General features: G+C 70.7%; 21 protein-coding genes. 9 read left to right on the plus strand and 12 right to left on the minus strand.

Annotated features, from left to right (window positions below; translation table 11 throughout):
• Positions 1-9: 9 nt before the first annotated feature.
• From mctP to ACFZAM_RS09740, 3 genes are all read right to left on the minus strand, one after another.
• A complete protein-coding gene (gene mctP, locus ACFZAM_RS09730) occupies positions 10-1,632 on the minus strand; it encodes a monocarboxylate uptake permease MctP (RefSeq protein WP_391044373.1) in 1,623 nt (540 codons plus the stop codon).
• A complete protein-coding gene (locus ACFZAM_RS09735) occupies positions 1,629-1,904 on the minus strand; it encodes a DUF3311 domain-containing protein (protein WP_355347314.1) in 276 nt (91 codons plus the stop codon). Before ACFZAM_RS09735 ends, mctP begins: the two co-directional genes overlap by 4 nt.
• A 118-nt stretch (positions 1,905-2,022) precedes the next feature.
• The gene (locus tag ACFZAM_RS09740) at positions 2,023-2,799 is read right to left on the minus strand and encodes a GntR family transcriptional regulator (RefSeq protein WP_355347422.1); all 777 of its coding nucleotides are present in this window, start codon (positions 2,797-2,799) and stop codon (positions 2,023-2,025) included.
• Positions 2,800-3,118: 319 nt separating this feature from the next.
• Between ACFZAM_RS09740 and ACFZAM_RS09745 the strand changes: the two genes are divergently transcribed.
• From ACFZAM_RS09745 to ACFZAM_RS09760, 4 genes are all read left to right on the plus strand, one after another.
• The gene (locus ACFZAM_RS09745; protein ID WP_355347311.1) at positions 3,119-4,414 is read left to right on the plus strand and encodes an extracellular solute-binding protein; all 1,296 of its coding nucleotides are present in this window, start codon (positions 3,119-3,121) and stop codon (positions 4,412-4,414) included.
• 91 nt (positions 4,415-4,505) lie between these two features.
• The gene (locus ACFZAM_RS09750; protein WP_355347308.1) at positions 4,506-5,513 is read left to right on the plus strand and encodes a sugar ABC transporter permease; all 1,008 of its coding nucleotides are present in this window, start codon (positions 4,506-4,508) and stop codon (positions 5,511-5,513) included.
• A complete protein-coding gene (locus ACFZAM_RS09755) occupies positions 5,510-6,397 on the plus strand; it encodes an ABC transporter permease subunit (RefSeq protein WP_391044377.1) in 888 nt (295 codons plus the stop codon). Before ACFZAM_RS09750 ends, ACFZAM_RS09755 begins: the two co-directional genes overlap by 4 nt.
• Positions 6,394-7,944 carry a glycoside hydrolase family 3 protein gene (locus tag ACFZAM_RS09760; protein ID WP_355347305.1) on the plus strand — a complete coding sequence of 517 codons (1,551 nt, stop codon included), beginning with the start codon at positions 6,394-6,396 and terminating at the stop codon, positions 7,942-7,944. Before ACFZAM_RS09755 ends, ACFZAM_RS09760 begins: the two co-directional genes overlap by 4 nt.
• A gap of 84 nt (positions 7,945-8,028) precedes the next feature.
• Here the strand turns inward: ACFZAM_RS09760 and nagB are convergent, their stop codons facing one another.
• Positions 8,029-8,814 carry a glucosamine-6-phosphate deaminase gene (gene nagB, locus ACFZAM_RS09765; protein WP_355347302.1) on the minus strand — a complete coding sequence of 262 codons (786 nt, stop codon included), beginning with the start codon at positions 8,812-8,814 and terminating at the stop codon, positions 8,029-8,031.
• Between the two features lie 808 nt (positions 8,815-9,622).
• Between nagB and ACFZAM_RS09770 the strand changes: the two genes are divergently transcribed.
• Positions 9,623-11,071, plus strand: a complete 1,449-nt coding sequence (locus ACFZAM_RS09770; protein ID WP_355347416.1) for a histidine kinase N-terminal domain-containing protein — start codon at positions 9,623-9,625, stop codon at positions 11,069-11,071.
• Positions 11,072-11,204: 133 nt separating this feature from the next.
• Here the strand turns inward: ACFZAM_RS09770 and ACFZAM_RS09775 are convergent, their stop codons facing one another.
• Positions 11,205-11,462, minus strand: coding sequence for a WhiB family transcriptional regulator (locus ACFZAM_RS09775; RefSeq protein ID WP_031520293.1), 258 nt, complete (start codon positions 11,460-11,462; stop codon positions 11,205-11,207).
• Between the two features lie 319 nt (positions 11,463-11,781).
• Positions 11,782-12,750: a diacylglycerol kinase family protein gene (locus tag ACFZAM_RS09780; protein ID WP_355347298.1), complete on the minus strand. Its 969-nt coding sequence runs from the start codon at positions 12,748-12,750 to the stop codon at positions 11,782-11,784.
• A 48-nt stretch (positions 12,751-12,798) separates the two neighbouring features.
• Here ACFZAM_RS09780 and ACFZAM_RS09785 point away from each other — a divergent pair, with 48 nt between their 5' ends.
• Complete coding sequence (locus tag ACFZAM_RS09785) at positions 12,799-13,320, plus strand: hypothetical protein (RefSeq protein WP_355347295.1); 522 nt, start codon at positions 12,799-12,801, stop codon at positions 13,318-13,320.
• A 136-nt stretch (positions 13,321-13,456) separates the two neighbouring features.
• Here the strand turns inward: ACFZAM_RS09785 and ACFZAM_RS09790 are convergent, their stop codons facing one another.
• The 5 genes from ACFZAM_RS09790 to ACFZAM_RS09810 form a co-directional block, all read right to left on the minus strand.
• Positions 13,457-14,485 (minus strand): SigB/SigF/SigG family RNA polymerase sigma factor, encoded by a 1,029-nt coding sequence (locus ACFZAM_RS09790; RefSeq protein ID WP_391044809.1) that lies wholly within the window; start codon positions 14,483-14,485, stop codon positions 13,457-13,459.
• Between the two features lie 228 nt (positions 14,486-14,713).
• Positions 14,714-15,127, minus strand: coding sequence for an anti-sigma regulatory factor (locus ACFZAM_RS09795; RefSeq protein WP_188283433.1), 414 nt, complete (start codon positions 15,125-15,127; stop codon positions 14,714-14,716).
• A 196-nt stretch (positions 15,128-15,323) separates the two neighbouring features.
• Positions 15,324-15,872: a GNAT family N-acetyltransferase gene (locus tag ACFZAM_RS09800; protein ID WP_391044383.1), complete on the minus strand. Its 549-nt coding sequence runs from the start codon at positions 15,870-15,872 to the stop codon at positions 15,324-15,326.
• 9 nt (positions 15,873-15,881) lie between these two features.
• Positions 15,882-16,616, minus strand: coding sequence for an AAA family ATPase (locus ACFZAM_RS09805; RefSeq protein ID WP_355347288.1), 735 nt, complete (start codon positions 16,614-16,616; stop codon positions 15,882-15,884).
• Positions 16,613-17,557 carry a pyridoxal-phosphate dependent enzyme gene (locus tag ACFZAM_RS09810; protein ID WP_391044385.1) on the minus strand — a complete coding sequence of 315 codons (945 nt, stop codon included), beginning with the start codon at positions 17,555-17,557 and terminating at the stop codon, positions 16,613-16,615. Before ACFZAM_RS09810 ends, ACFZAM_RS09805 begins: the two co-directional genes overlap by 4 nt.
• Positions 17,558-17,684: 127 nt before the next feature.
• On the opposite strand from ACFZAM_RS09810, the gene ACFZAM_RS09815 reads away from it, so the two are divergent.
• Positions 17,685-18,602: a MurR/RpiR family transcriptional regulator gene (locus ACFZAM_RS09815; RefSeq protein ID WP_355347285.1), complete on the plus strand. Its 918-nt coding sequence runs from the start codon at positions 17,685-17,687 to the stop codon at positions 18,600-18,602.
• A gap of 605 nt (positions 18,603-19,207) precedes the next feature.
• Here ACFZAM_RS09815 and ACFZAM_RS09820 read toward each other — a convergent pair.
• A complete protein-coding gene (locus ACFZAM_RS09820) occupies positions 19,208-21,232 on the minus strand; it encodes an N-acetylmuramoyl-L-alanine amidase (RefSeq protein WP_391044387.1) in 2,025 nt (674 codons plus the stop codon).
• Between the two features lie 251 nt (positions 21,233-21,483).
• On the opposite strand from ACFZAM_RS09820, the gene ACFZAM_RS09825 reads away from it, so the two are divergent.
• Together ACFZAM_RS09825 and trxA are read left to right on the plus strand one after the other, a co-directional pair.
• A complete protein-coding gene (locus ACFZAM_RS09825) occupies positions 21,484-21,912 on the plus strand; it encodes a MerR family transcriptional regulator (RefSeq protein ID WP_391044389.1) in 429 nt (142 codons plus the stop codon).
• Positions 21,909-22,244, plus strand: coding sequence for a thioredoxin (gene trxA / locus ACFZAM_RS09830; RefSeq protein WP_391044391.1), 336 nt, complete (start codon positions 21,909-21,911; stop codon positions 22,242-22,244). The genes ACFZAM_RS09825 and trxA overlap by 4 nt, the downstream gene beginning before the upstream one ends.
• Positions 22,245-22,454 lie beyond the last annotated feature (210 nt).

Genomic DNA, 22,454 nt, shown 5'->3' on the forward strand with positions numbered 1-22,454 from the left:
CCTCGCGCTCTACGCCGGTGCGGGAACCGCCTCCTTCGCCGCCTCCTCCGCCTCCACCACGTAGTCGCCCTTCGCCGTCTCGTCCACGCCGTCGGGGGCCTTGAGGGCGCGCAGGAACAGGGTGAGGATGACCGCGACCGCCGCGTTCAGGACGAAGGCGGTGAGGCCGATGTAGCCGAGCTCGCCGATGCCGGGGATCTTCGCGGAGTTGCCGCCGAAGTGCGACTGGCTGGCGCTGGTCTGCTCGTACGCCTTCCACGTGCCGTACGCCATGCCCGCCGCCCAGCCGGCCAGCAGCGCCCAGCGGTGGAACCAGCGGGTGAACAGGCCGCCGACGATGGCCGGGACGGTCTGGAGAATCCAGATGCCGCCCAGGAGCTGGAAGTTGATCGCGACCGTCTTGTCCATCGACAGCACGAAGACGAGCGCGCCGACCTTGACCACCAGGGACGCGGCCTTGGAGACCTTGGTCTCCTGCGCGGGGGTGGCGTCCGGTTTGAACAGGTCCTTGTAGATGTTGCGGGTGAACAGGTTGGCCGCCGCGATCGACATGATCGCCGCCGGGACCAGCGCGCCGATGGCGATGGCGGCGAAGGCCACCCCGGCGAACCAGGAGGGGAACATGTCCTCGAAGAGCTGGGGGATGGCCAGTTGGGCGTTGTACCCCTTGACGCCCTTTCCGACGCCCGCCGCCAGCGCCATGAAGCCGAGCATCGCCAGCAGGCCGAGCATCAGCGAATACAGCGGCAGGATCGTGGTGTTGCGGCGGATGGTGTTGCGGCTCTTGCCGGAGAGCACGGCCGTCACCGAGTGCGGGTACAGGAAGAGCGCCATCGCCGAGCCCATCGCGAGCGTGGCGTACGCCCATTGGGCCTGCGGCGCGGACACCAGTGAGCCGCGCGGCTTGCCGGTGGCGGGGTTGGTCACCTTGTAGACCGCGTCCGCCTTGTCGAAGATGTCGCCGAACCCGCCCAGTTTGTACGGGATGTAGATGATCGCGACCACGATGACGATGTAGATCAGCGCGTCCTTGACGAAGGCGATCAGCGCGGGCGCGCGCAGCCCCGAGGAGTACGTGTACGCGGCCAGCACACCGAAGGCGATCAGCAGCGGCAGGTCCTTGACGAACCAGTTGGTGGAGTCGCCGCCGCCCACGCCCATCACGTCCAGCACGGCCTGGATGCCGACGAGTTGGAGCGCGATGTACGGCATGGTCGCGACGATCCCGGTGAGCGCCATCGCGACCGACAGGCTCTTCGACCCGAACCGGCCGCGGATGAAGTCCGACGAGGTCACGTACCCGTGCTTGTGCGAGACCGACCACAGCCGCGGCAGGAAGAGGAACACCAGCGGGTAGGTGATGATCGTGTACGGGACCGCGAAGAATCCGGCGGCGCCCGCGGAGTAGATCGCGGCGGGCACGGCGACGAAGGTGTACGCGGTGTAGAGGTCGCCGCCGAGCAGGAACCAGGTCACCCAGGTGCCGAAACTCCGGCCGCCCAGGCCCCATTCGTCCAGGTGCAGGGCGTTCTCCGCGCGTCGCCAGCGGGCGGCGAGGAAGCCCATCACCGTGACCAGGAGGAAGAAGAAGACGCAGACGCCGAGCGCCACGCCGTTCACGTCGTTCGTCACTTGCCCGCACCCCCCTTGCGCGCCCGCTCCTCGCGGCGCACCAGGACGTACGCGGTGTACGTCAGCAGCGCCGCCGCCGGCACCCACGCCATCTGGTACCAGTAGAAGAACGGGATGCCGATGAACCTCGGGGTGAGCCGCGAGTACGAGCCGACCCAGAGCAGCGCCACGAAGGGCGCGACCAGGCATATCCCGGCGATCACGCGCGACGCGGTGACCACCGGCCGCCGCGGCGGCGCGGGGTGTTCCTCAAGTGATAGGTCGTCGGGCATACGTGCGGCTCCCGTCCCCTAGAGCTACGAGTGTGACTCGCGGGAATCTAGGGGAGGGGAGTAGCGCACGTCACCATGTGTGCGGCGATCTCACTCGTGAGAAGTCAAACCGGCGGTCTCAGTCGGTGGGGCGGCTCAGTCGTGCCACGAACTTGTAGCGGTCGCCGCGGTAGACCGAGCGCACCCACTCGACCGGTTCGCCGACGGTGTCGATCGAGTGCCGGGAGAGCATCAGCATCGGCAGGCCGACGTCGGTGCCGAGCAGTCCGGCCTCGCGCGGGGTGGCCAGCGAGGTCTCGATGGTCTCCTCCGCCTCGGCCAGCCGCACGTCGTAGACCTCGGCCAACGCCGTGTAAAGGGACGTGTACTTGGCGAGGCTGCGGCGCAGCGCGGGGAAGCGCTTGGCCGACAGGTGCGTCGTCTCGATCGCCATCGGCTCGCTGTTGGCCAGCCGCAGCCGCTCGATCCGCAACACCCGGCCGCCGGCCTTCATGTCGAGCAGCCCGGCGAGCCGGTCGTCGGCGGTGATGTAGCCGATGTCCAGGAGCTGGGACGTGGGTTCGAGACCCTGGGCGCGCATGTCCTCGGTGTACGAGGTCAGTTGGAGCGCCTGGGAGACCTTCGGCTTGGCGACGAAGGTGCCTTTGCCCTGGATGCGTTCGAGCCGGCCCTCGACCACGAGTTCCTGGAGCGCCTGGCGGACCGTGGTGCGCGAGGTGTCGAACTCGGTGGCCAGCGTGCGCTCCGGCGGTACGGGCGTGCCGGGGGGCATGGTCTGGGTGATGTCCAGAAGATGCCGCTTGAGCCGGTAGTACTTGGGCACGCGTGCGGTACGGCCCGCGGTGCTCGCGGTCCCCGCCGTACTCTCCGCGCCACTGCCCGCGTCGCTGTCCATGACGTCTACTCCCGACTGCTGTCGTGCTGCCGTCACCGGCTCCTCCGTTATATGCGGCTCACATCGTGGCACGGCCTGACCTGGAGCGGGGAGGCGGTAGTGGTCGCTTCCCGCTCAGGTGTCGGTCCGATAACAGAGCCGACATGGGTTCTTATACACCCTTGACACCCCCAAAGGTCTAGGCCAAGCTCCGGGTACTGGTCTAAACCATTAACGACCAAATCCCAGACCCACGAGCAGGACGCGGCTGCACACGTGTCTCGCGGTAGCCGACATTTCGGGTGGTGGGGGGAGTTTCGGGCATCCTGAGGAGGGTGGCGTGAAGCGCAAGCTCATCGCGGCGATCGGCGTCGCGACCATGATTGCTGGTATTGCGGCCTGTGGGTCGGACAAGAAGGACGACAAGGCCGCTGAGAAGCCGGCCGACCAGACCGGCACGGTGACCGTCTGGCTGATGGCCGAGGCGCAGACCGCCTGGCCCGAGCTGGTACAGAACACCACCGCCCAGTTCAAGGCGAAGTACCCGAAGGTCAACGTCAAGATCCAGTACCAGCAGTGGAGCGACAAGGTCCAGAAGCTGGACGCCGCGCTCTCCGGTTCCAGCGCCCCCGACGTGGTCGAGCTGGGCAACACCGAGACCCAGACGTACATCCTCAACGGCGCTCTCGCCGAGCTGGACAAGAAGACCTTCCAGAACTCGGACACCTGGATCAAGGGCCTCGAGGACACCTGCACCTACCAGGGCAAGCTCTACTGCGCGCCCTACTACGCCGGTGCCCGCGTCGCGATCTACAACACCGCCGACTTCAAGGCCGGTACGGGCTCCGACGCCTTCCCCGCCACCGAGGACGAGCTGACCGCCGCCCTGGACAAGATCGAGGCGAAGAAGGGCGGCGACAAGACGTACTCGCCGCTCTACCTCCCCGGCCAGTACTGGTACGCGGCCATGTCGTACGTGAAGGCGTACGGCGGCCAGATCGCCAAGACCGACGGCAGCAAGTGGACCGCCGACCTGGAGAGCCCGCAGGCGCAGCAGGGCATCCAGCACTTCATCGACCTGGTGAAGAAGTACAACCACGGCGACCAGACCAAGGACGAGGCGGACCACGCCAACGTCATGGCCCACGAGAAGGCCGGCGTCATCTACGGCAACGGCTGGGAGTCCGGCTCGGTCATCACGCCGCCGAACGGCAACGCCAAGCTCAAGGACGTCATCAAGACGGCCACGATGCCCGGCCCGAACGGCAAGGCGCTGCCCTCCTTCATCGGCGGCTCCGACCTCGCCGTGGTCAACAAGTCCAAGGTGAAGGACCTCGCCAAGGAGTGGATCGCGGACTTCACCGACGAGAAGAACGAAGCCGCGCTGGTCACCAAGGCGACGCTGCCGAACAACACCAAGCAGCTCGAGCCGATGAAGGCCGACCCGGCCACCGCCGCCGCGGCCAACGCCGTGCCGGACGCCTGGTTCACGCCGATCGCACCGGGCTGGGCCGCGATCGAGAAGCAGGGCATCCTCAAGTCGATGCTGCTCGACATCCTCAAGGGCAAGTCCGTCGCCGACGCCACCAAGGCCGCCGACGACAAGATCAACTCGCTGATCAACACCGCCTCCTGACACGGCGGTCGTCACCAGGGGAGGGCGGTCCGCGGTCGCGGGCCGCCCGCCCCGGTATCCCGGCATGGACACCGAAGAAAGGTCAGAGCGGATGAGTGCCGCCGACACGCATGCCACCGAGCCGGTGACGGGGGGCCGCCCGCAGATCCCGCCGCCGCGCTCGACCGGTCCGGTCGCCACGACAGCGGGCCGCGCCGCCGGGCGCAACCGGCAGAGCAGATCGCTGCCGTATCTGCTGATCGCTCCGGCGCTGCTGATCATGATCGGCGTGCTGGGCTACCCGCTCGTCGACACCATCGTGCTGTCCTTCCAGGACGAGCGCCGCAACAACCTCTGGAACGGCGTCGCGGCGCCCTGGGTCGGCTTCGACCAGTACAGCTCGATCCTCGGCGACAGCGAGTTCTGGGCCGTGGTGCTGCGCACCGTGGTCTTCGTCGTCGTCTGCGTCGTCGCCACCATGTCGCTCGGCCTGCTGATCGCGCTGCTGATGCAACGGGTCTCCAACTGGGTCCGGGTCACCATGAGCAGCGTGATGATCGCCGTGTGGGCGATGCCGCTGCTGGTCGCCACCTCGGTCTTCAAGTTCATGTTCGACTCCGACTACGGCCTGGTGAACCAGCTCCTCACCCGGCTGCCCGGCGTCGACTACACCCGGCACAACTGGTTCCTCAACCCGACCACCGGCATGGCGATCATCGCCGTCCTGGTCGTCTGGGGCGCCATCCCCTTCATCGCCATCAGCCTGCACGCGGCGCTCACCCAGGTCCCCAAGGAACTGGAGGAGGCCGCGCGGATCGACGGCGCCAAGGGCTTCGGCATCTTCCGCTACGTCACCTTCCCGATCATCAAGCCGGTCTTCGTGATGACCAGCACCCTGTCGGTGATCTGGGACTTCGGCGTGCTCGGCCAGATCCTGCTGATGCGCGGCGGCCAGCCCGAGCAGGACTACCAGACGCTCGGCCTGTACGCGTACACCCAGGCGTTCATCTCCAACTCCTTCAGCCGGGGCGCGGCCATCTCCGTGGTCTCCGTCCTGCTGCTGTCGGGTGTCGCCGTCTACTACCTGCGCCAGCTTCTGAAGATCGGAGAGGTCGAGTGAGCACCGCTGTCAAGAGCGGCCCCGCGACCCAGGGCCCCACGGCCGGAGTCGTCTACCGCACTCCGAAGAAGAAGCGCAACGGCTGGAACGTGCTCGGCCTGATCGTCACCGTCATCATGGGCTTCCCGGTGTACTGGATGGTCATCACCGCGCTCCGCCCGAGCCAGGAGATCCTCAGCTACCACCAGAAGCTCTATCCCAGCTCCGTCACGTTCAACCAGTTCAAGCGCGCGATGGACATGCCCAACTTCTGGGACAACGTCAAGAGCAGCGTGATCATCTCGGCGTGCAGCGTCGTGATCGCCATCGGCATCGGCCTGCTCGCGGCGTACGCCATCGGCCGGTTCAAGTTCTGGGGCCGCCGCGGCCTGGTCATCGCGCTGCTGGTGATCCAGCTCATCCCGGCCACCTCGATGCTGATCCCGATCTACATCCAGCTCAACAAGATGGGCGGCCTCAACCAGTACTGGGGCGTCATCGTCGTCTACGCGGCGAGCACCCTGCCCTTCGCCGTATGGATGCTGCGCGGCTTCATCGTCAACATCCCCAAGGAGCTCGAGGAGTCGGCGATGGTCGACGGGTGCAGCCAGATGGAGGCGTTCCGCCGCGTCGTCCTCCCGCTGCTCGCGCCCGGCCTGGTCGCCGCGTCGATCTACGCGCTGATGACCGCCTGGAACGAGTACCTGTTCGCCTACGTACTTCTCCAGGACAATGACAAGTACACGTTGAGCATCTGGCTGCTGAAGTTCACCGGACAGCGCGGTACGGACTACGGGGCCCTCATGGCGGGCTCGATCCTGATCGCCCTGCCCGTCGTGATCTTCTTCCTGTTCGTCCAGCGCAAGGTGGCCTCCGGCCTGACCGCAGGCGCGGTGAAGGGATGACCGTCATTACCGTCGACACGCCCGCGGACGTCCTGGCCCGCGACGCCCTCACCGTCCTCCAGCCCGGCTTCCGCGGCACCGAGGCCCCCGACTGGGTGCTGCGGCTGCTCGCCGAAGGGCTCGGCGCGGTCGCGCTGTTCTCCCGCAACATCGAGTCGCCCGAGCAAGTCGCCCGGCTCACCGCCCAGTTGCGCGCGGTACGGCCCGACGTGCTCGTGGCCGCCGACGAGGAGGGCGGCGACGTCACCCGCCTCGAAGCGCGCGGCGGCTCCTCCTTCCCCGGCAACCTCGCGCTCGGCGCCGTCGACGACGTCAAGCTCACCCGGGCCGTCGCCGCCGAACTCGGCCGCAGGCTCGCCGCGTGCGGCGTCAACCTCAACTGGGCGCCGTCCGCCGACGTCAACTCCGACCCCGGCAACCCGGTCATCGGCGTCCGCTCCTTCGGCGCCGAGCCCGAACTGGTCGCGCGCAACACCGCCGCCTACGTGGAGGGAATGCAGTCGGCGGGCGTCGCGACCAGCGTCAAGCACTTCCCCGGCCACGGCGACACCGGCGTCGACTCGCACCACGCGATGCCGCGCATCGACGTCGACCTCGACACCCTGCGCGACCGCGAACTCGTGCCGTTCAAGGCGGCCGTCGCCGCCGGCACCAAGGCCGTGATGAGCGCTCACATCCTCGTCCCGGCCCTCGACCCCGACCTGCCGGGCACGCTCAGCTCCGCCGTCCTCACCGGCCTGCTGCGCGCCCCGCGCGAGCAGGGCGGCCTCGGCTACGACGGCCTCATCGTCACCGACGGCATCGAGATGCAGGCCATCTCCGCCGCGTACGGCATCGAACGCGGCACCGTCATGGCGCTGGCCGCCGGGGCCGACGCGATCTGCGTCGGCGGCGGCCTGTCCGACGAGCAGACCGTGCTCGGCCTCCGCGACGCCATCGTGCGCGCGGTGCGCGAGGGCGACCTCCCCGCCGAGCGGCTGGCCGACGCCGCCGCCCGGGTGCGCGACCTCCAGGTGTGGGCCGCCGAGCGGGCGGCCGCAGCGGAGGGGACCGCGTCCGCCGCCCCGGCAGGGGAGTCCGACATCGGCCTGGAGGCGGCCCGCCGCGCCCTGCGGATCACCCGCCGCGCCGAGTTCACCCCGCTCACCGAGGCGCCCTACGTCGCCGCCCTCACGCCGGTCGCCAACATCGCGGTCGGCGACGTGACCCCCTGGGGCATCGCCGCCGACCTCGCCAGGCTCCTGCCGGGCACGGTCACGGGCACCTACCCCGGCCGCGAGGTGGAGGAGCTGGGCGCCGAGGCGTTCGCCGCCGGACTCCTCGACGAGGCCGGCGACCGTACGATCGTCGTCGTCGTCCGCGACGCCCACCGGCACCGCTGGATGTCCGAGGCGCTCGCGGCGGTCGTCTCCCGCCGCCCAAGCACGGTCGTCGTGGAGATGGGCGTGCCCCAGGCGCCCGCCACCGGCGCTCTCCACATCGCCACCCACGGCGCGGCGCGCGTCTGCGGCACGGCCGCCGCCGAGGCCATCGTGGGCTCCGTCTGACGCGGGCTCCGTCTGACACGACAGAGCGCCGGACGGACTGCGATCAGTCCGTCCGGCGCTCTTTCGCGTTCCGCCGGGCAGGCCCTAGACGCCCTGCCAGGCGGGCTTGGCCGCGAAGGTGGCGCGGAAGTACGGGGCCAGCTTCAGCTTGGAGGCGGCGGCCTCGTCCACGACCACGGTGGCGTGCGGGTGGAGCTGGAGCGCCGAGGCGGGAACGACGGCGGCGACGGGCCCCTCGACGGTCTGCGCGACGGCCTCCGCCTTGCCCTCGCCGGTGGCGAGCAGCACCAGGTGCCGGGCCTCCAGGATGGTGCCGATGCCCTGCGTGATCACGTGGTGCGGCACCTGCTCGATGTCGCCGTCGAAGAAGCGGGCGTTGTCGACCCTAGTCTGCTCGGTGAGCGTCTTGATCCGGGTCCTGGAGGCGAGCGACGAACAGGGCTCGTTGAAGCCGATGTGCCCGTCGGTGCCGATCCCCAGGAGCTGGAGGTCGACGCCGCCGGCCGCGGCCAGCGCCGCGTCGTACGCCTCGCAGGCGGCCTGCACGTCGTCGGCGGCCCCGTCGGGCCCCATGAAGGACTTCTCCGACAGCCCCAGCGGCTCCACGACCTCCCGCAGCACGACCGAGCGGTACGACTCCGGGTGGCCGGTGGGCAGGCCGACGTACTCGTCGAGCTGGCAGACGCGGGCACGGGCCGCGTCGACGGCGCCCGAGCGGACCTTCGCCGCCAGCGCCTCGTAGATGGGCAGCGGGGTGGATCCGGTGGCCACGCCGAGCAGAGCGTCCGGCTTGCGGCGCAGCAGCGCGGCCATGGCCTCCGCGATCAGCTCGCCGCCTGCCGCGGCGTCCGGGACGATGACAACTTCCACGCTGGGCCTGCCGTTCTGGAGGGGACTTGTGTGGTATAGACCAATCTAGCAGAGCAGGGCCCCGTCGGCGCTGCGCCGGGGCACCTCTGCCCGCCACCGCTCGGGTGCGGCTGCGCGTGGCGCTGAGCCCCTGGGCCACGTGTGCGCGAGGTGGGTGCGCCGGTAGCCAGCGAGCCGAAGGGCGCGCCGGTGTTGAAAGGGAGAACGCGCACAGAGAGCGAGGAACGAGCGAACGAGCACGATCGACTGTCGACACCGGGCTTAAGCGCCCGGAGGCGAGAGGGCGGCAATAAAAAGGGAATTACGGCGCCCCCACAAAAGACGGCTCCCACCCCACGGCGCCCCCACAAAAGAGCCCCCCGCCCACAAAAGAGCCCCCCGAAAAACCCACGGGCCGCGGTGCGCAGCGGGGACCCTCAACCCCGCCGGCACCGCAGCCCGGAGCAGCCGTCGGCGCCTGGCCGGCGGGGTGTGCGGTTCCCCCCGGCGCGATGGGCCGACCTTGAGGTCAGGGCGTAGTCAGGGCAGAGAACGCCTTGCCTCGGTCCGTCCTCCTGTGCGGGGAGGACGGAGGTCTGATGCCACGCGTGTACGCGACACACGAGGTGTCACGTTCGACGCGCGGTACGCGCCACGCGTGGTGTCACGCTTCATTGTGGACTAGACCATTCGGCCTTGTCTACGGTTCCCGGCGACGCTTCCTCGCCAGGCCCCCGGCGGGTCGATGCACCCTCCAGCGAAATCATCTCCGAAAACGGCTCGTCCCGCACCCCCCTCCCCGGCCGGTACGCTCACAGGCGTGCCCTCCATGAACGACCTCGTACGCGAGCACACTGCCCTCGACGACTCCGACCTCGAATGGCTTCATCTGCTCGTCTCGGAGTGGCAGCTGCTCTCCGACCTGTCCTTCGCCGATCTCGTGCTGTGGGTCCCCACCCGCGACGGCACCCGGTATGTGTCCGTCGCGCAGATGCGGCCGAACACCGGGCCGACCTCGTACCAGGACGACATGGTCGGCCACCTGGTGCCGCGCGGGCGGCGTCCGCTGCTGGACATGGCGCTCGACGAGGGCCGTATCGTCCGCGAGGGCGACCCGGAGTGGCGCGAGGAGGTGCCGGTACGGGTCGAGTCGATCCCGGTCCGCCGCGACGGCCGGGTCCTCGGGGTGATCGCGCGCAACACCAACCTGCTGACCGTACGCACCCCCAGTCGCCTCGAACTCACCTACTTGCAGAGCGCCAGCGACCTGGCCCAGATGATCGCCCAGGGCGCCTTCCCGTTCCCGGCCGAGCAGGTCGACATGGACGCCTCACCGCGCGCCGGTGACGGCCTGATCAGGCTGGACGCGGACGGGCTCGTGCAGTACGCCAGCCCCAACGCCCTGTCGGCGTACCACCGGCTGGGCCTGGCGGCCGACCTGGTCGGCCACCACCTGGGCAAGGCCACCGCGGAACTGGCCCCGGCCCGCGGCCCGGTGGACGAGGCGCTGGTGAAGCTCGCCAGCGGCTGGGCGCCGCGCGAATTCGAGGTCGAGGGCGGCGACGGCGTCATCCAGCTGCGCGCGATCCCGCTCAAGCCCAAGGGCGTCCACACCGGTTCGCTGGTGCTGCTGCGGGACGTGACGGAACTGCGCCGCCGCGAGCGCGAGTTGATGACCAAGGACGCCACCATCCGGGAGATCCACCACCGGGTGAAGAACAACCTCCAGACGGTCGCCGCGCTGCTGCGCCTCCAGGCCCGCCGGATGGACTCCGACAACGCCCGTGAGGCGCTGGAGGAGGCGGTCCGCCGGGTCGGGTCGATCGCCATCGTGCACGAGACGCTCTCCCAGACTCTGGACGAGCGGGTCGAGTTCGACGAGATCGCCGACCGCGTGCTGTCGATGGTCGCGGAGATCTCACCCGGCCGGGTCACCCCGCGCCGCACCGGCCGGTTCGGCATCCTGACCGCCGAGATCGCCACTCCGCTGTCCATGGTCCTGACCGAACTGCTCCAGAACGCGCTCGAACACGGCTTCGGGCCGGGGGAGTCGGGCACGGTGGACGTCACCGCCACCCGCGGCCGGGAGCGGATCACCATCTCGGTGCAGGACGACGGCCGGGGCCTGCCCGACGGCTTCGACGCCCAGGAAGCGGGCAACCTCGGCCTCCAGATCGTCCGCACCCTCGTGGTCGGCGAACTGGGCGGCACCTTCGACATGGTCCCCGCCGAGCCGCGCGGCACCCGCGTCGTCCTCGAACTGCCCCTGGAGAGCTGAGAGTTCGCCCTTCCTCCGCGAGGGCACAGCAAAGGACCCCGACCTGGAAGGTCGGGGTCCTTCATGATGCTGTGTGCTGCGCGTGTTGGTGGGTGCTGCGCGCTGCGGCTCGGGGGGAAGCGGTAAGTGCGCGTCAGGCGCTGGCGTTGCGGGCCCGGTTGCGAGCGGCGCGGCGCTTCATCGCGCGGCGCTCGTCCTCGCTGAGGCCACCCCAGACACCGGCGTCCTGGCCACTCTCCAGCGCCCACTGCAGGCACTGCTCCATGACGGGGCAGCGGCGGCAGACGGCCTTGGCTTCCTCGATCTGCAGCAGCGCAGGACCGGTGTTGCCGATGGGGAAGAAGAGCTCGGGGTCTTCCTCGCGGCAAACGGCGCGGTGACGCCAGTCCATGGCTGCTCCAACTCCTTGTGTGACAAGCACGTTGCTTGTGAATGTGAACGCTTTCACGAATCCCTACGCAGGCAACGGGACGCCGCCCAGTCTTCACTGGTGCTGGTCCCGCTGAGTGAGGTAGAAGATTCGGGCTCTCAAGGGGGTCGTTGTCAGACCGTCCCGAGCGCCACCTAGAGACTCGCAAACCTCGGCTGGAGATACAACCCCTTCAGAGAAGTTTTTTTGGATTCCTCGGTGTCGCCTCGGTCACAGCCGTACTTCCATGGGGTGCAGGGCAGTCTAAACGTTCGAGTAAAAGGACTTTAGGCTCTTCGACTTACACAATCACACGCAGTGCACGGCGTACGCCTGTGAAGGTCGCGCTCGTTCGCAGCCCCAGGTGGTCACCGTCCACCTGGAAGGGCAATGCCGCCTGCGATTGCAAGGTGAAGTCGGTCAGGTCGTGGAGCGCCAGCGCGTTCTTCCCGCGCGGTCCCCGCTCCGGAGTGGAACGGAGCAATTGCGCCGAGTAACGCGTGGCAGAGGCCATGGACATCTTTGTCACGCCCAGCAGATCGAGGGCGGTGTCGAAGGACGCGCCGGGGGAGGCGTACACCGGTCTGTTCCCGAGATAGGTCCACGGCGAGGTGTTGCAGATTATCGCCATCGCGAGCCCCGACACCGGTTCGCCGTCCGGGCGTTGCAACGAGATCGTGCCGTGCCTGCGGTGCGGATCGGCCAGAAACTGACGTGCGACCTGGCGCAAATACAGCGCGTGCGTGGAGCGCTTGCCCAACTCCCGCTGCTGTTCGACCCGTCCGACCACCCCGGCGTCGAACCCCAGACCCGCGCAGAAGGTGAACCAGCGCGGCGGCACCCCTTCGTCCTCGGTGCCCGGCGTCCCGCTCACCAGACCGAGCCCCACCGTCCGCGAGGACCCCTCGCGCATCGCGTCCAGCAGCGCGCCGGTCGCCTCCACCGCGTCGTTGGGCAGCCCGAGCGCCCGCGCGAAGACATTGGTGGACCCGCCGGGCACCACCGCGAGCTGCGGCAGCGCCTCCGGGTCGGGGCCGTGGTGCAGCAGCCCGTTCACCACCTCGTTGACCGTGCCGTCGCCGCCGAGGGCGACCACCAGGCCCACCTCGCCGCCTTCCGCGGCCCGCCGCGCGAGGTCCCGCGCGTGCCCGCGGTACTCGGTCGTCGCGACGTCCAGCTTGAGGTCGCTCGCCAGTGCGGTACTGATCACATCACGCACCCGCGCGCTGGTGGTGGTGGCGGCAGGATTGACCACGAGGAGAGCGCGCATGGTCGACAGCGTACCTACCGTCTGGTACAGCGGGCTACGCTGGCCGGTGTGAGCCAGCCCTCGAAGAAGACGCGGAAGCCGCCTCAGCGGGTGGCGGAGAAGATGCAGAAGTTCGTGCCGCCGATGCGCGAACAGCCCACCGAGCGCGAGCGGGAGGCAGCCGCCGCCGCGAAGGCCGCCGCCGACGCGGACGCGGGACCGCCGCCGCTGCGGCTGACCGCCGCTGCCGCCGTCGCCGCCGTGGAGGGCCTGGCCGTGGTCGCCTGGGGCGTCACGATGTTCTTCGGCGGCTCGGGCAAGGCCGTGCTCGCCGGGCTGCTCGTCCTCGTCCTCGCGGGCTTTCCGCTCGGCGCCGCGTACGGGCTGCGCAAGGCCCGCCGGTGGAGCCGCGGGCCCGCGCTGATCATCCAGCTCCTGTCGCTGCCGATCGCCTGGACGCTGCTGCACAGCGACGGCGGCGGCTTCGTCGCGGGCGGCGCGGTCCTGGGCGCCCTCGCCCTGACCTGCCTCGTCCTCCTGGCCCACCCCGCCACCACGGACGCCCTGGGAATGAGCCGGACGTCGTCCTGACAGCCTGACGTCGTCCTGACGGACCGCGCGTCCTGACGGACCGCGCGCCCCGGCGGTCCGCGGCCGGTCTCTCGCGGGCGTGCGGGTCCCGGTCGCCCCGGGCGGGCCTGATGGCCGGCCGCCCGCCCGGCGAGGGCTACTCCTCGATCAGCAGCTTGTCCCGGAGCTGGGCCAGCGTGCGGGCCAGCAGACGCGAGACGTGCATCTGCGAGATGCCGACCTCCTGGGCGATCTGCGACTGGGTCATGTTGCCGAAGAAGCGCAGCAGCAGAATCGTCTTCTCACGCGGCGGGAGCTGTTCCAGCAGCGGCTTGAGGGACTCGCGGTACTCCACGCCCTCCAGCGCCTCGTCCTCGGAGCCGAGGGTGTCGGCGACGGCCGGCGACTCGTCGTCGGTGTCCGGGACGTCCAGGGAGAGCGTGCTGTAGGCGTTGGCGGACTCCAGGCCCTCCAGCACCTCCTCCTCGGAGATCTTCAGGTGCTCGGCCAGCTCGTGCACCGTCGGCGCCCGCCCGTGCCGCTGGGACAGCTCACCGGTCGCGGTGGTCAGCGCCAGCCGCAGCTCCTGGAGGCGGCGCGGCACCCGTACCGCCCAGCCCTTGTCCCTGAAGTGACGTTTGATCTCGCCGACCACGGTGGGGGTCGCGTACGTCGAGAACTCCACGCCGCGGTCCACGTCGAACCGGTCGACGGACTTGATCAGCCCGATCGTGGCCACCTGCGTCAGGTCGTCCAGCGGCTCACCGCGGTTGCGGAACCGCCGGGCCAGGTGCTCGACCAGCGGCAGATGCATCCGTACGAGCTGATTGCGCAGCTCCGCGCGCTCGTTGGAGCCCTCGGGCAGCTTGCTCAGCTCGACGAAGAGGGCGCGGGCGCCCGCCCGGTCGTGCGGGTCGTGCGCCTCCCGCTGCTCCTCGCGGTCGGATTCCCGGTCGGACTCGCGGTCGGAGCCCCGGTCGGGCTCCTGGTCGGCTTCCCCGTCGGACCGGGGCTCCGCCTCCTGGCGCGCGGACGGGGGCCCGGCCGGCTCCGCCTGCTGCTCCGGCGGCGCGTCCCGTCGCTCGGGCGGCTCGGGCTGTCCGGGCCGCTCCGGCTGCTCGCGCTGGTCCTGCTGCTCCATGGGGTCCGCCTGCTCCGCCTGCTGCGCCGCGTCCATTCCGTCCATACGGTCGTCCGTGCGGGTCTCCCCGCCGGGTTCGGGGTGCTGCCTGGCCGTGTGCCGCCGCCCGGCCGGCCCCGCGGGATCGGGTTGGGCCGGTACGGAGGCGCGGCCGTGCACCGCGGGCGACTGACGCGCGTCGTGCGCCTCGTCGTGGCCCGCGGGCGTGCCGGGGTCTTCACCCCGGGATAGCTCAGCGCTCATGGCGATTCCCCGTCTTCCCGCACGCGAGAGTCACGACAGCCCTGGACCGGCGCCGCGCTTCTTGTGGAGGCTGATGCTGACGGTCTTGTCCTCGGCGACGGTGGAGTCCACCTCGCCGGCCAGTGCCGACAGCACCGTCCACGCGAAGGTGTCCCGCTCCGGCGCCCTGCCGTCGGTGGTGGGCGCGGAGACGGTCACCCACAACGAGTCCCCGACGAGCCGGAAGACACAGCTCAGCACGGACCCGGGGACGGCTTGCTGCAACAGGATCGCGCACGCCTCGTCCACGGCGATCCGCAGATCCTCGATCTCGTCGAGGGTGAAGTCCAGCCGTGCCGCGAGTCCGGCCGTGGCCGTCCGCAGCACTGACAGATAGGCTCCCGCCGCGGGCAGCCGGACCTCGACGAAGTCCTTCGACCCGGGCTCGCCTGCGATCTGGGACACCCTCACCTCCACGGTGGCACACAGTGATTGCTCTGGTTCGCAGCGACGCTATCGCGATCCGTACCCCGCTGTCGCCCGGACGGCGCACGGTAGGGGAACGGTACGGTATCCGTATCTCTGTCACCCATGGTAAGCGCACGAGCACGGACCGTGGGTAGTGGTCTGCCGACTCAATTCGCATGAGAATCCGCCCGGTTCACCGAGCGTGCGCCAGCGCGGCCAGTTCGGCCAGCGCCGGGCCGGAAAGCCGCTGTACGGTCCACTCGTCCTGCGGGCGGGCGCCGATGGAGCGGTAGACGCCCAGCGCCTTCTCGTTCCAGTCGAGGACCGCCCACTCGAAGCGCTCGTAGCCGCGCTCCACGCAGACCGCCGCGAGCGCGGCCAGCAGCGCCTTGCCGTGCCCGCCGCCGCGCGCCTGCGGGCGTACGTACAGATCCTCCAGGTAGAGGCCGGGGGTGCCGGTCCAGGTGGAGAAGTTCCGGAACCACAGCGCGAAGCCGACCACGGTGCCCGCGCCCGCGCCCGCGCCCTCGCCCTCGCTCGAGCCGTCGTCCGCACCGTCCGCCGCGGGCTTCGCGGGCTCCTCGGCGATCAGCGCGTGCGCCACCGCGTCGGGGCCGAACAGGGCCGCGTGCAACTGCTCCTCCGTGGCCCGCGCCTCCTCCAGCGCCCGCTCGTACTCGGCGAGTTCGCGGATCAGCGCGTGGATCACGGGGACGTCGTCCGGGGTCGCGGTGCGGATCATGCCACCAGGTTACGGCTCGATGATGTGACGCAGGTAAGCGCGGGGGTCGGCCAGATAGCGACGCCAGTGGTCGACGATCGCCAGGTCCTCCCAGGCCGTCTCGCGCACACCGCGCTCGCCCACCTCCAGGATGGCCGCGTCGGGGGTCGCGGTGAGCAGCGGGGAGTGGGTGGCGCAGATGATCTGCGCGCCGGAGCGGCCCAGCTCGTGCATGAGGCCCACCAGGTGCAGACAGGCCGTGAACGACAGCGCGGACTCCGGCTCGTCCAGCACGTACAGGCCCACCGGGTGGCTGAAGCGCTCCCGGAAGGCGAGCAGGAAGCCCTCGCCGTGGCTCATGGACTCCACCGGCAGGAATTCGCGGCCGAGCGCGTCCATCGCGGTCTCGGCGCGCAGGAAGAAGCCGCGGCGGCCGGTACGCGGCCCGCCGAGCATCCGGCCGCCCGCCGCCGTGGTGTCGAAGCGGATGCGCTCGCCGAGCGGGGAGCGGGGGCGGTCCGAGACGTAGCGGTAGCCCGCCCGCCCGCCGTGCGGGTCCAGGCCGAAGCCCTCGGCGATGGCCTCGACCAGCGTGGACTTGCCCGAGCCGTTCTCACCGACCAGGAAGGTGACGGGCGCGGTGAAGCGCAGCCCGTCGCGCAGCAGCCCGGCGACGGCCGGGACCGACCACGGCCAGCGGTCCCCGCGGAACTCGTCGTCGCCCTCGGCGGCGGGGATGTGCGCGTACGCCCTCTCGATGATCATCCGGTCCCTCCGGGGTCGGTGCCCGTGATCACCGCGGCCACCCGGGTGCCCGGCGGGAAGACGCCCTCCTCGGCCAGGGAGTGGACGCCGTGCAGCATCTTCGCCACGTAGACCGGCTCGGGGCGCAGTCCGTGCCGGGCGGCGAAGTCGGCGGCGAAGGCGTCGAGTTCGGGGGTGGTACGGGCGTAGCCGCCGTGGTGGAAGCGGTCGTCGAGGCGCCACCGGCCGCGTCGGCCGCCGAACGCCTCCTCCTGGAGCCGCAGCACCTCGGCGGCCAGGAAGCCGCCGCCGCGCAGGACGGGGAAGCCGATCGCCTCCGCCCGGCCGAGCCCGGCCGCGAGCCCGGCCAGGGTGCCGCCGGTGCCGACGGCGACCGCCACCACGTCGGCCTCGCCGTCCAGCTCGCGCCCCAGCTCGGCGGCGCCGACGGCCGCCAGCGCGTTGCTGCCGCCCTCGGGCAGCACATAGGCGGGCCCGAACCGGTCGGTGAGCGCGGCCAGCGTCTCGGGCTCGGCCTTGCGGCGGTACGTGGCCCGGTCGACGAATTCCAGTCGCATCCCGTCGGCCGCGGCCCGTGCCAGCGAGGGGTTGAGCGGCCGGTCGGCCAGTTCGTCGCCCCGCACGACGCCGACGGTGCGGAAACCGAGCAGGCGACCGGCCGCCGCCGTCGCCCGCAGGTGGTTGGAGTAGGCGCCGCCGAAGGTGAGCAGCGTGGTGTGCCCGGCCTCGGCCGCCGCGGCCAGATTCAGCCGCAGCTTGCGGTATTTGTTGCCCGGCAGGTCGGGGTGGATCAGGTCGTCCCGCTTGAGCGCGAGCCGCACCCCGCGGGCGGCCAGGCGCTCGTCCGCCACCTCGACGAGCGGCGACGGCAGCCGGGCGTCCAGCGGGTCGGCGGCACCGGAACCGGTGGATTCCGGGGCGGCGGGCGGCGGTAGGGTCACGCCGACATTGTCACCCGGACGTGTGACATTCGCCGGGGGCGGCCGGGTGCCGCGACGATCCCCTGGCGGCACAAGAGAATCCTCCCGGCAGGTCCCACGCGGAGGATTCACGGTGCATTCTTTCCCCGTGCACGAAAAAGTCCCGGGACGACCGGCCACCAGAGCAGCCAGCGTCACTGCGGCCAGTGACGCCGGTGACGCGCTCACCGCCACGGTGCGGGGGCTGCTGCCCTCGCTCACCCCGGCCGCCGCCAGGATCGCCTCGCTGATCGTGGAGGATCCGGCGCAGGTCGCGCGCAGCACGATCTCCGAGCTGAGCGCCCTGGCGGGCACCAGTGAGTCGTCGATCGTCCGCACCGCGCGGGCGCTGGGCTTCGCCGGGTACCCCGAGCTGCGGCTGGCGCTGGCCGCGTCCGCCGCGCGGCAGGCGCCGCGCTCGACGCTGACCTCCGGGATCACCGAGGACGACTCGCCCGCCGAGGTGATCGCCAAGCTCGTGCACACCGAGTCGCAGGCGGTGCTGGAGACCGCCACGCAGCTCGATCCCGAGCAGCTCGCGGGCGCCGTGAAGGCCGTCTGCGGCGGCGGGCAACTGCACATAGCCGGGGTCGGGGCGTCCGGTCTCGTCGCCCAGGACCTCCAGCAGAAGCTCGCGCGTATCGGGCGGCCCTGTCACGCCCACGGCGACTCCCAGTCGGCGCTCACCAGCGCCGTGCTCCTGGGGGCGGGGGACGTCTTCCTCGCTGTCTCGCACTCCGGCGAGAGCCGTGACGTCCTCGCGCCGCTGCGGCGCGCCGCCGCCGAGGGCGCGACGACCGTGGTGATCACCAACCACCCGCTGTCCACCGCCGCCCGGCTCGCCGATTTCATTCTCGTCTCGGCGGGCCGGGAGACGACGTTCCGTCCCGGTGCCATGGCCAGCCGCATCAGCCAACTGGTCGTCGTCGACTGCTTCTTCGTCTGCGTCGCCCAGCGCACCTTCGACACATCCAGCCGCGCCCTGCGCGTCACACACGCCGCCCTGGAGGGCGACCGCACCGGCTGACCCCGGTGGTGCCACCCGCCCCGCCGGGCCAGTCCGGTGGTCGCCGGTCCACCCGCCGGTGGTGGGTTGCTCGCGCAGTTCCCCGCGCCCCTGAAAAGCCCGGCTTGCCCGGACGGGGAAGCTTGCGCCCCGGCGGGGCAGTTCGGTGGTGGCCGGACCACCGGCCCGGTGGGGGCTGGTGGCGCAGTTCCCCGCGCCCCTGGCGGGGCGCACCGTCTTTCGTCTGGGGGGCGAGCCGATCTTTTGAGGGGCGCGGGGAACTGCGCGCTCAGCCACGACGCTTCCGCAGGTCACCGCCCGCCCCGGTGGGGCAGTTCGGTGGTGGCCGGGCCACCGGCCCGGTGTGGGTTGCTCGCGCAGTTCCCCGCGCCCCTGACGGGGCACCGTCTTTCGTCCGGGGGCGAGCCGATCTTTTGAGGGGCGCGGGGAACTGCGCGCTCAGCCACGACGCTTCCGCAGGTCACCGCCCGCCCCGGCGGGGCAGTTCGGTGGTGGCCGGACCACCGGCCGGTGGGGGCGGGTGGCGCAGTTCTCCGCGCGCCGGAAGAAGCCGGCCTGCCCGGGCGGGGAACTGCGCGCTCGGACATGGCGGGCTGCAAGCCAAGCTAGTGGGCCGGGATGACGTCGACGTCGGCCGCGTTCACGAAGGCGACGCGGTGGTTGTAGACGATCTCGTACACCTTGGTCGTGCCGACGAAATCGTGCTGGTCGTACGGGGCGGAGCCGTCGTAGTAGATGGCGAAGTAGGAGTCGGTGTACTCGGCGGGGCCGGCGGAGACGTAGGACTGGCCGGCCGGGATGGTGTATTTGGCGCGGGCGAGCTGGGCGCGGGGGGCGACGCCGCCCTCGAAGGCCACGAAGTCCGGCGGGTAGACGGAGGCTTCGGGGTAGGCCGTGGTGTAGACGGGGATCGAGGTCTTCCCTGCCTTGGGGACGATGCGGGACGCCTTCACCGGGACGGTGGCCGGGTGTTGCGCGGAGTCCTGGAGCCACGCCTCGGTGCCGCCCCACCAGATCGCGGTCCAGCCGGGCCTGCGCTCGGCGACGACGTACTGCTCACCGGCCGGTGCCTTGTCGCCCCAGTCGTTCATCGCGGTGGTGCCCGCGCTGCCGTCCGGGTGCAGATACGGGTCGGCGACCAGCGGCGCGCTCGTGCTGGGCGCGGTGTGGAGCGGTACGAAGCTCGACGGCGTGTCGGTGGACGTCACCGGGCAGTCGAAGGCGCGGTACGGGCCGGGGAACTGCTTGTAGCCCTGCACGTCGTCGCAGTATGTGGTGGTCTGCTTGTTGCGCGCGTAGCCCGGCTTGATGGCGACGACGGCGCTGCCCGGCTTGGCGGTCGCGCGGATCGGCGCGCCGAGCAGGTCGAAGAAGTGCTCCCAGTCCCAGCCGGGTCCGGGGTCCCAGTGCTGGGTGGCGACGCCGCCCTCGGTGCCGCCGGGGATGTTGTCGTGGCCGAGGATGTGCGCGCGGTCCAGCGGGATGTCGTACTTCGCCGCGAGGTAGCGCACGAGCCGGGCGGTGGAGCGGTACAGGTTCTCGCTGTACCAGCTCGCGCCGTGCGTCGCCCAGCCCTCCTGCTCGATGCCGATCGAGTGCTGGTAGAAGGAGCGGTTCGCGCTGTCCCACGCGATGTCCTTGGTGGGGATCATCTGCGTGACGTGGCCGTCCTGCGAGCGGACGACGTAGTGCGCGCCCGCCGCGTAGGTCGGGTCGCGGAAGAGGTCGAGCGTGCCGTCGTACGTCTCGTCGGTGCTGTGCAGCGTGATGTAGCGGACGTCGAGGTTGCCGTTGGGGCGGTCGGCGAGGTCGTGGCTGCCGTAGTCCGCCAGGTCCGACGGGTCGAGCAGGGTGTACGCGCCGGGTATGAAGTCGCAGTTCAGCGACGTGGGGCACTCCGGCTTCCGAGAGCTCTTGGGCGGAGTGACCTCCTTCAGGCCCAGCTTGCGCACGTCGTCGCGGTTCGGGCGCAGGTGCCCGGTCGGCGCGAGGGTGATGTGCTGGCCGTCCTGCGTGGTGCGGGTCGCGCCGCCGCGCATCGTGTCCCACACGCCGTCGGCGAAGGTCTGCGCGACCTTGTTCTCGGTCGACTGGCTGTAGCGGGCGGCGGCGGCGTACCAGCCGTCGATGTCACGCGGCAGCCTGCCGTGGCCGTAGCCCTTGGCGTACGAGGCGAGCAGCGCGGCGCCGCCGCGGATGTTCAGCGTCTCGTCGCTCTGCACGGCGGCGGTGTCGGTGCCGAGGAGTCCGGCCGCGACGGCGGCGGTGTGCTCGGCCGGGGCCTTCAACAGGTCGGCGTAGCGCGGCGACTGGGTGGTCAGGCCGTCCGCGTCGAGTTCCCCGGCGGTGAGGTTCGTCAGGTTCATCGGGCCGTATCCGGCCTCGGCGTTGGACTGCCCGGCGTGTGCCTCCCACCGGGTCTCGTAGAACGACACGGCTTCCAGTACGGGCAGCGGTACGCCGAACTCGTGGGCCGCCGCGGTGAATTCCGCCTGCCGGGCGGTCCGCGGGTCGTCCGCCGTGGCGGAGGTCGTGGTGACGGCGGTCACCGAGAGGCCGGCCAGCAGGGAGAGCGCGGCGGCCACGGTGAGGGTTCTGCGGCTGCGCGGTTGTCTGAGCGGGCGGTGCATCCGTGCTCCTCGCGTGTGCGTGGGTCTGCGTGGTGGGGCTGTCGTCCGGGGGTGTTCGGGGGCGTGTGCGGGGGTGTGCGGGGGTGTGCGGGGCAAAACTGTCGGGGGTACGTCAAGAAACTGCTCCGCGCAGCCTGTCGAGCCGGACTGGCAGTAAGCAACCACCTGGACGTAAATCTTGGAACTTTTTGCCAGCGCGGCCGGAAATCGTCCTGGCCTTGACGCGTACGTCAAGGTCTAACGTCGTCCGTATGCGCATCGGCGAACTCGCGGAACGGGCGGGCACCACCACCCGGACCCTCCGCTACTACGAGTCCCTGGGCCTGCTGCCGCCGGCCGACCGGTCGGGCAACGGGTACCGGTCGTACGACGAGGAGCATCTGCGGCTGCTGGAGCAGATCCGGGTGCTCCAGGACTTCGGCTTCGGCCTGGAGGAGACCCGGCCGTTCGTGGACTGCCTGCGCGCCGGGCACCCGGCGGGGGACACCTGCGCCGCCTCGCTGGAGGTCTACCGGCGCAAGCTCGCCGAGCTGGACGCGGTCGTCGACCGGCTCCAGGAGGTACGGGCCCAGGTCGCCGCCCAGCTCGCCCGCGCGGAGCTGGAGGCCGGGCCGGGCGGGGTGGGGAACGCCGCCGAGCCGATGTGCGAACTGTCCGTCAGTGAAAGGGATTCACCATGACCAGTACCGCCACATCCGTCCCCGCCGTCACCGACGCGACCTTCGCCGCCGAGGTGCTCGGCTCCGACCTGCCCGTCCTGGTCGACTTCACCGCCGACTGGTGCCCGCCGTGCCGGATGATCGCCCCGGTGCTGGCCGAGATCGCCGCCGAGGAGTCGCACCGGCTGCGGATCGTCCAGCTCGACGTCGACACCAACCCGGGGACCCAGGCCGCGTACGGCGTGATGTCGATGCCCACGCTGCTGCTGTTCCGCGCGGGCGAGCCGGTCAAGGTGCTGGTCGGCGCGCGCCCCAAGCGGCGGCTGCTCCAGGAGCTGGCCGACGTCCTGTGAGCGGGCGCCCCGAGACAAAAAGCCCCCGTCCGCCGGTACGGGGGACCTGACGGACGGGGACGTTCTGTGATCGTGCCGGTTTCCTCCGGCGCTACATAAGAGTGCGCCGGACGGCACGATGTGACAGCACATCGCTGTGGCGCACGCCACATTCTTGAATGATGACGGGGACTAGAAAAACGCCCGCGCTCGGCCGTATGGGTGACGGCC

Origin of the sequence: Streptomyces sp. NPDC008079 (genome assembly GCF_042957385.1) — a bacterium.
Classification (GTDB): Bacteria; Actinomycetota; Actinomycetes; order Streptomycetales; family Streptomycetaceae; genus Actinacidiphila.

Coding starts and splice junctions, on each gene's coding strand:
- ACFZAM_RS09735 (WP_355347314.1), bottom strand. CDS start 1,904: ATGCCCGACGACCTATCACTTGAGGAACACCCCGCGCCGCCGCGGCGG.
- ACFZAM_RS09740 (WP_355347422.1), bottom strand. CDS start 2,799: ATGGACAGCGACGCGGGCAGTGGCGCGGAGAGTACGGCGGGGACCGCG.
- ACFZAM_RS09750 (WP_355347308.1), top strand. CDS start 4,506: ATGAGTGCCGCCGACACGCATGCCACCGAGCCGGTGACGGGGGGCCGC.
- ACFZAM_RS09760 (WP_355347305.1), top strand. CDS start 6,394: ATGACCGTCATTACCGTCGACACGCCCGCGGACGTCCTGGCCCGCGAC.
- ACFZAM_RS09770 (WP_355347416.1), top strand. CDS start 9,623: ATGAACGACCTCGTACGCGAGCACACTGCCCTCGACGACTCCGACCTC.
- ACFZAM_RS09775 (WP_031520293.1), bottom strand. CDS start 11,462: ATGGACTGGCGTCACCGCGCCGTTTGCCGCGAGGAAGACCCCGAGCTC.
- ACFZAM_RS09780 (WP_355347298.1), bottom strand. CDS start 12,750: ATGCGCGCTCTCCTCGTGGTCAATCCTGCCGCCACCACCACCAGCGCG.
- ACFZAM_RS09790 (WP_391044809.1), bottom strand. CDS start 14,485: ATGGACGGAATGGACGCGGCGCAGCAGGCGGAGCAGGCGGACCCCATG.
- ACFZAM_RS09800 (WP_391044383.1), bottom strand. CDS start 15,872: ATGATCCGCACCGCGACCCCGGACGACGTCCCCGTGATCCACGCGCTG.
- ACFZAM_RS09805 (WP_355347288.1), bottom strand. CDS start 16,616: ATGATCATCGAGAGGGCGTACGCGCACATCCCCGCCGCCGAGGGCGAC.
- ACFZAM_RS09820 (WP_391044387.1), bottom strand. CDS start 21,232: ATGCACCGCCCGCTCAGACAACCGCGCAGCCGCAGAACCCTCACCGTG.
- ACFZAM_RS09825 (WP_391044389.1), top strand. CDS start 21,484: ATGCGCATCGGCGAACTCGCGGAACGGGCGGGCACCACCACCCGGACC.
- trxA (WP_391044391.1), top strand. CDS start 21,909: ATGACCAGTACCGCCACATCCGTCCCCGCCGTCACCGACGCGACCTTC.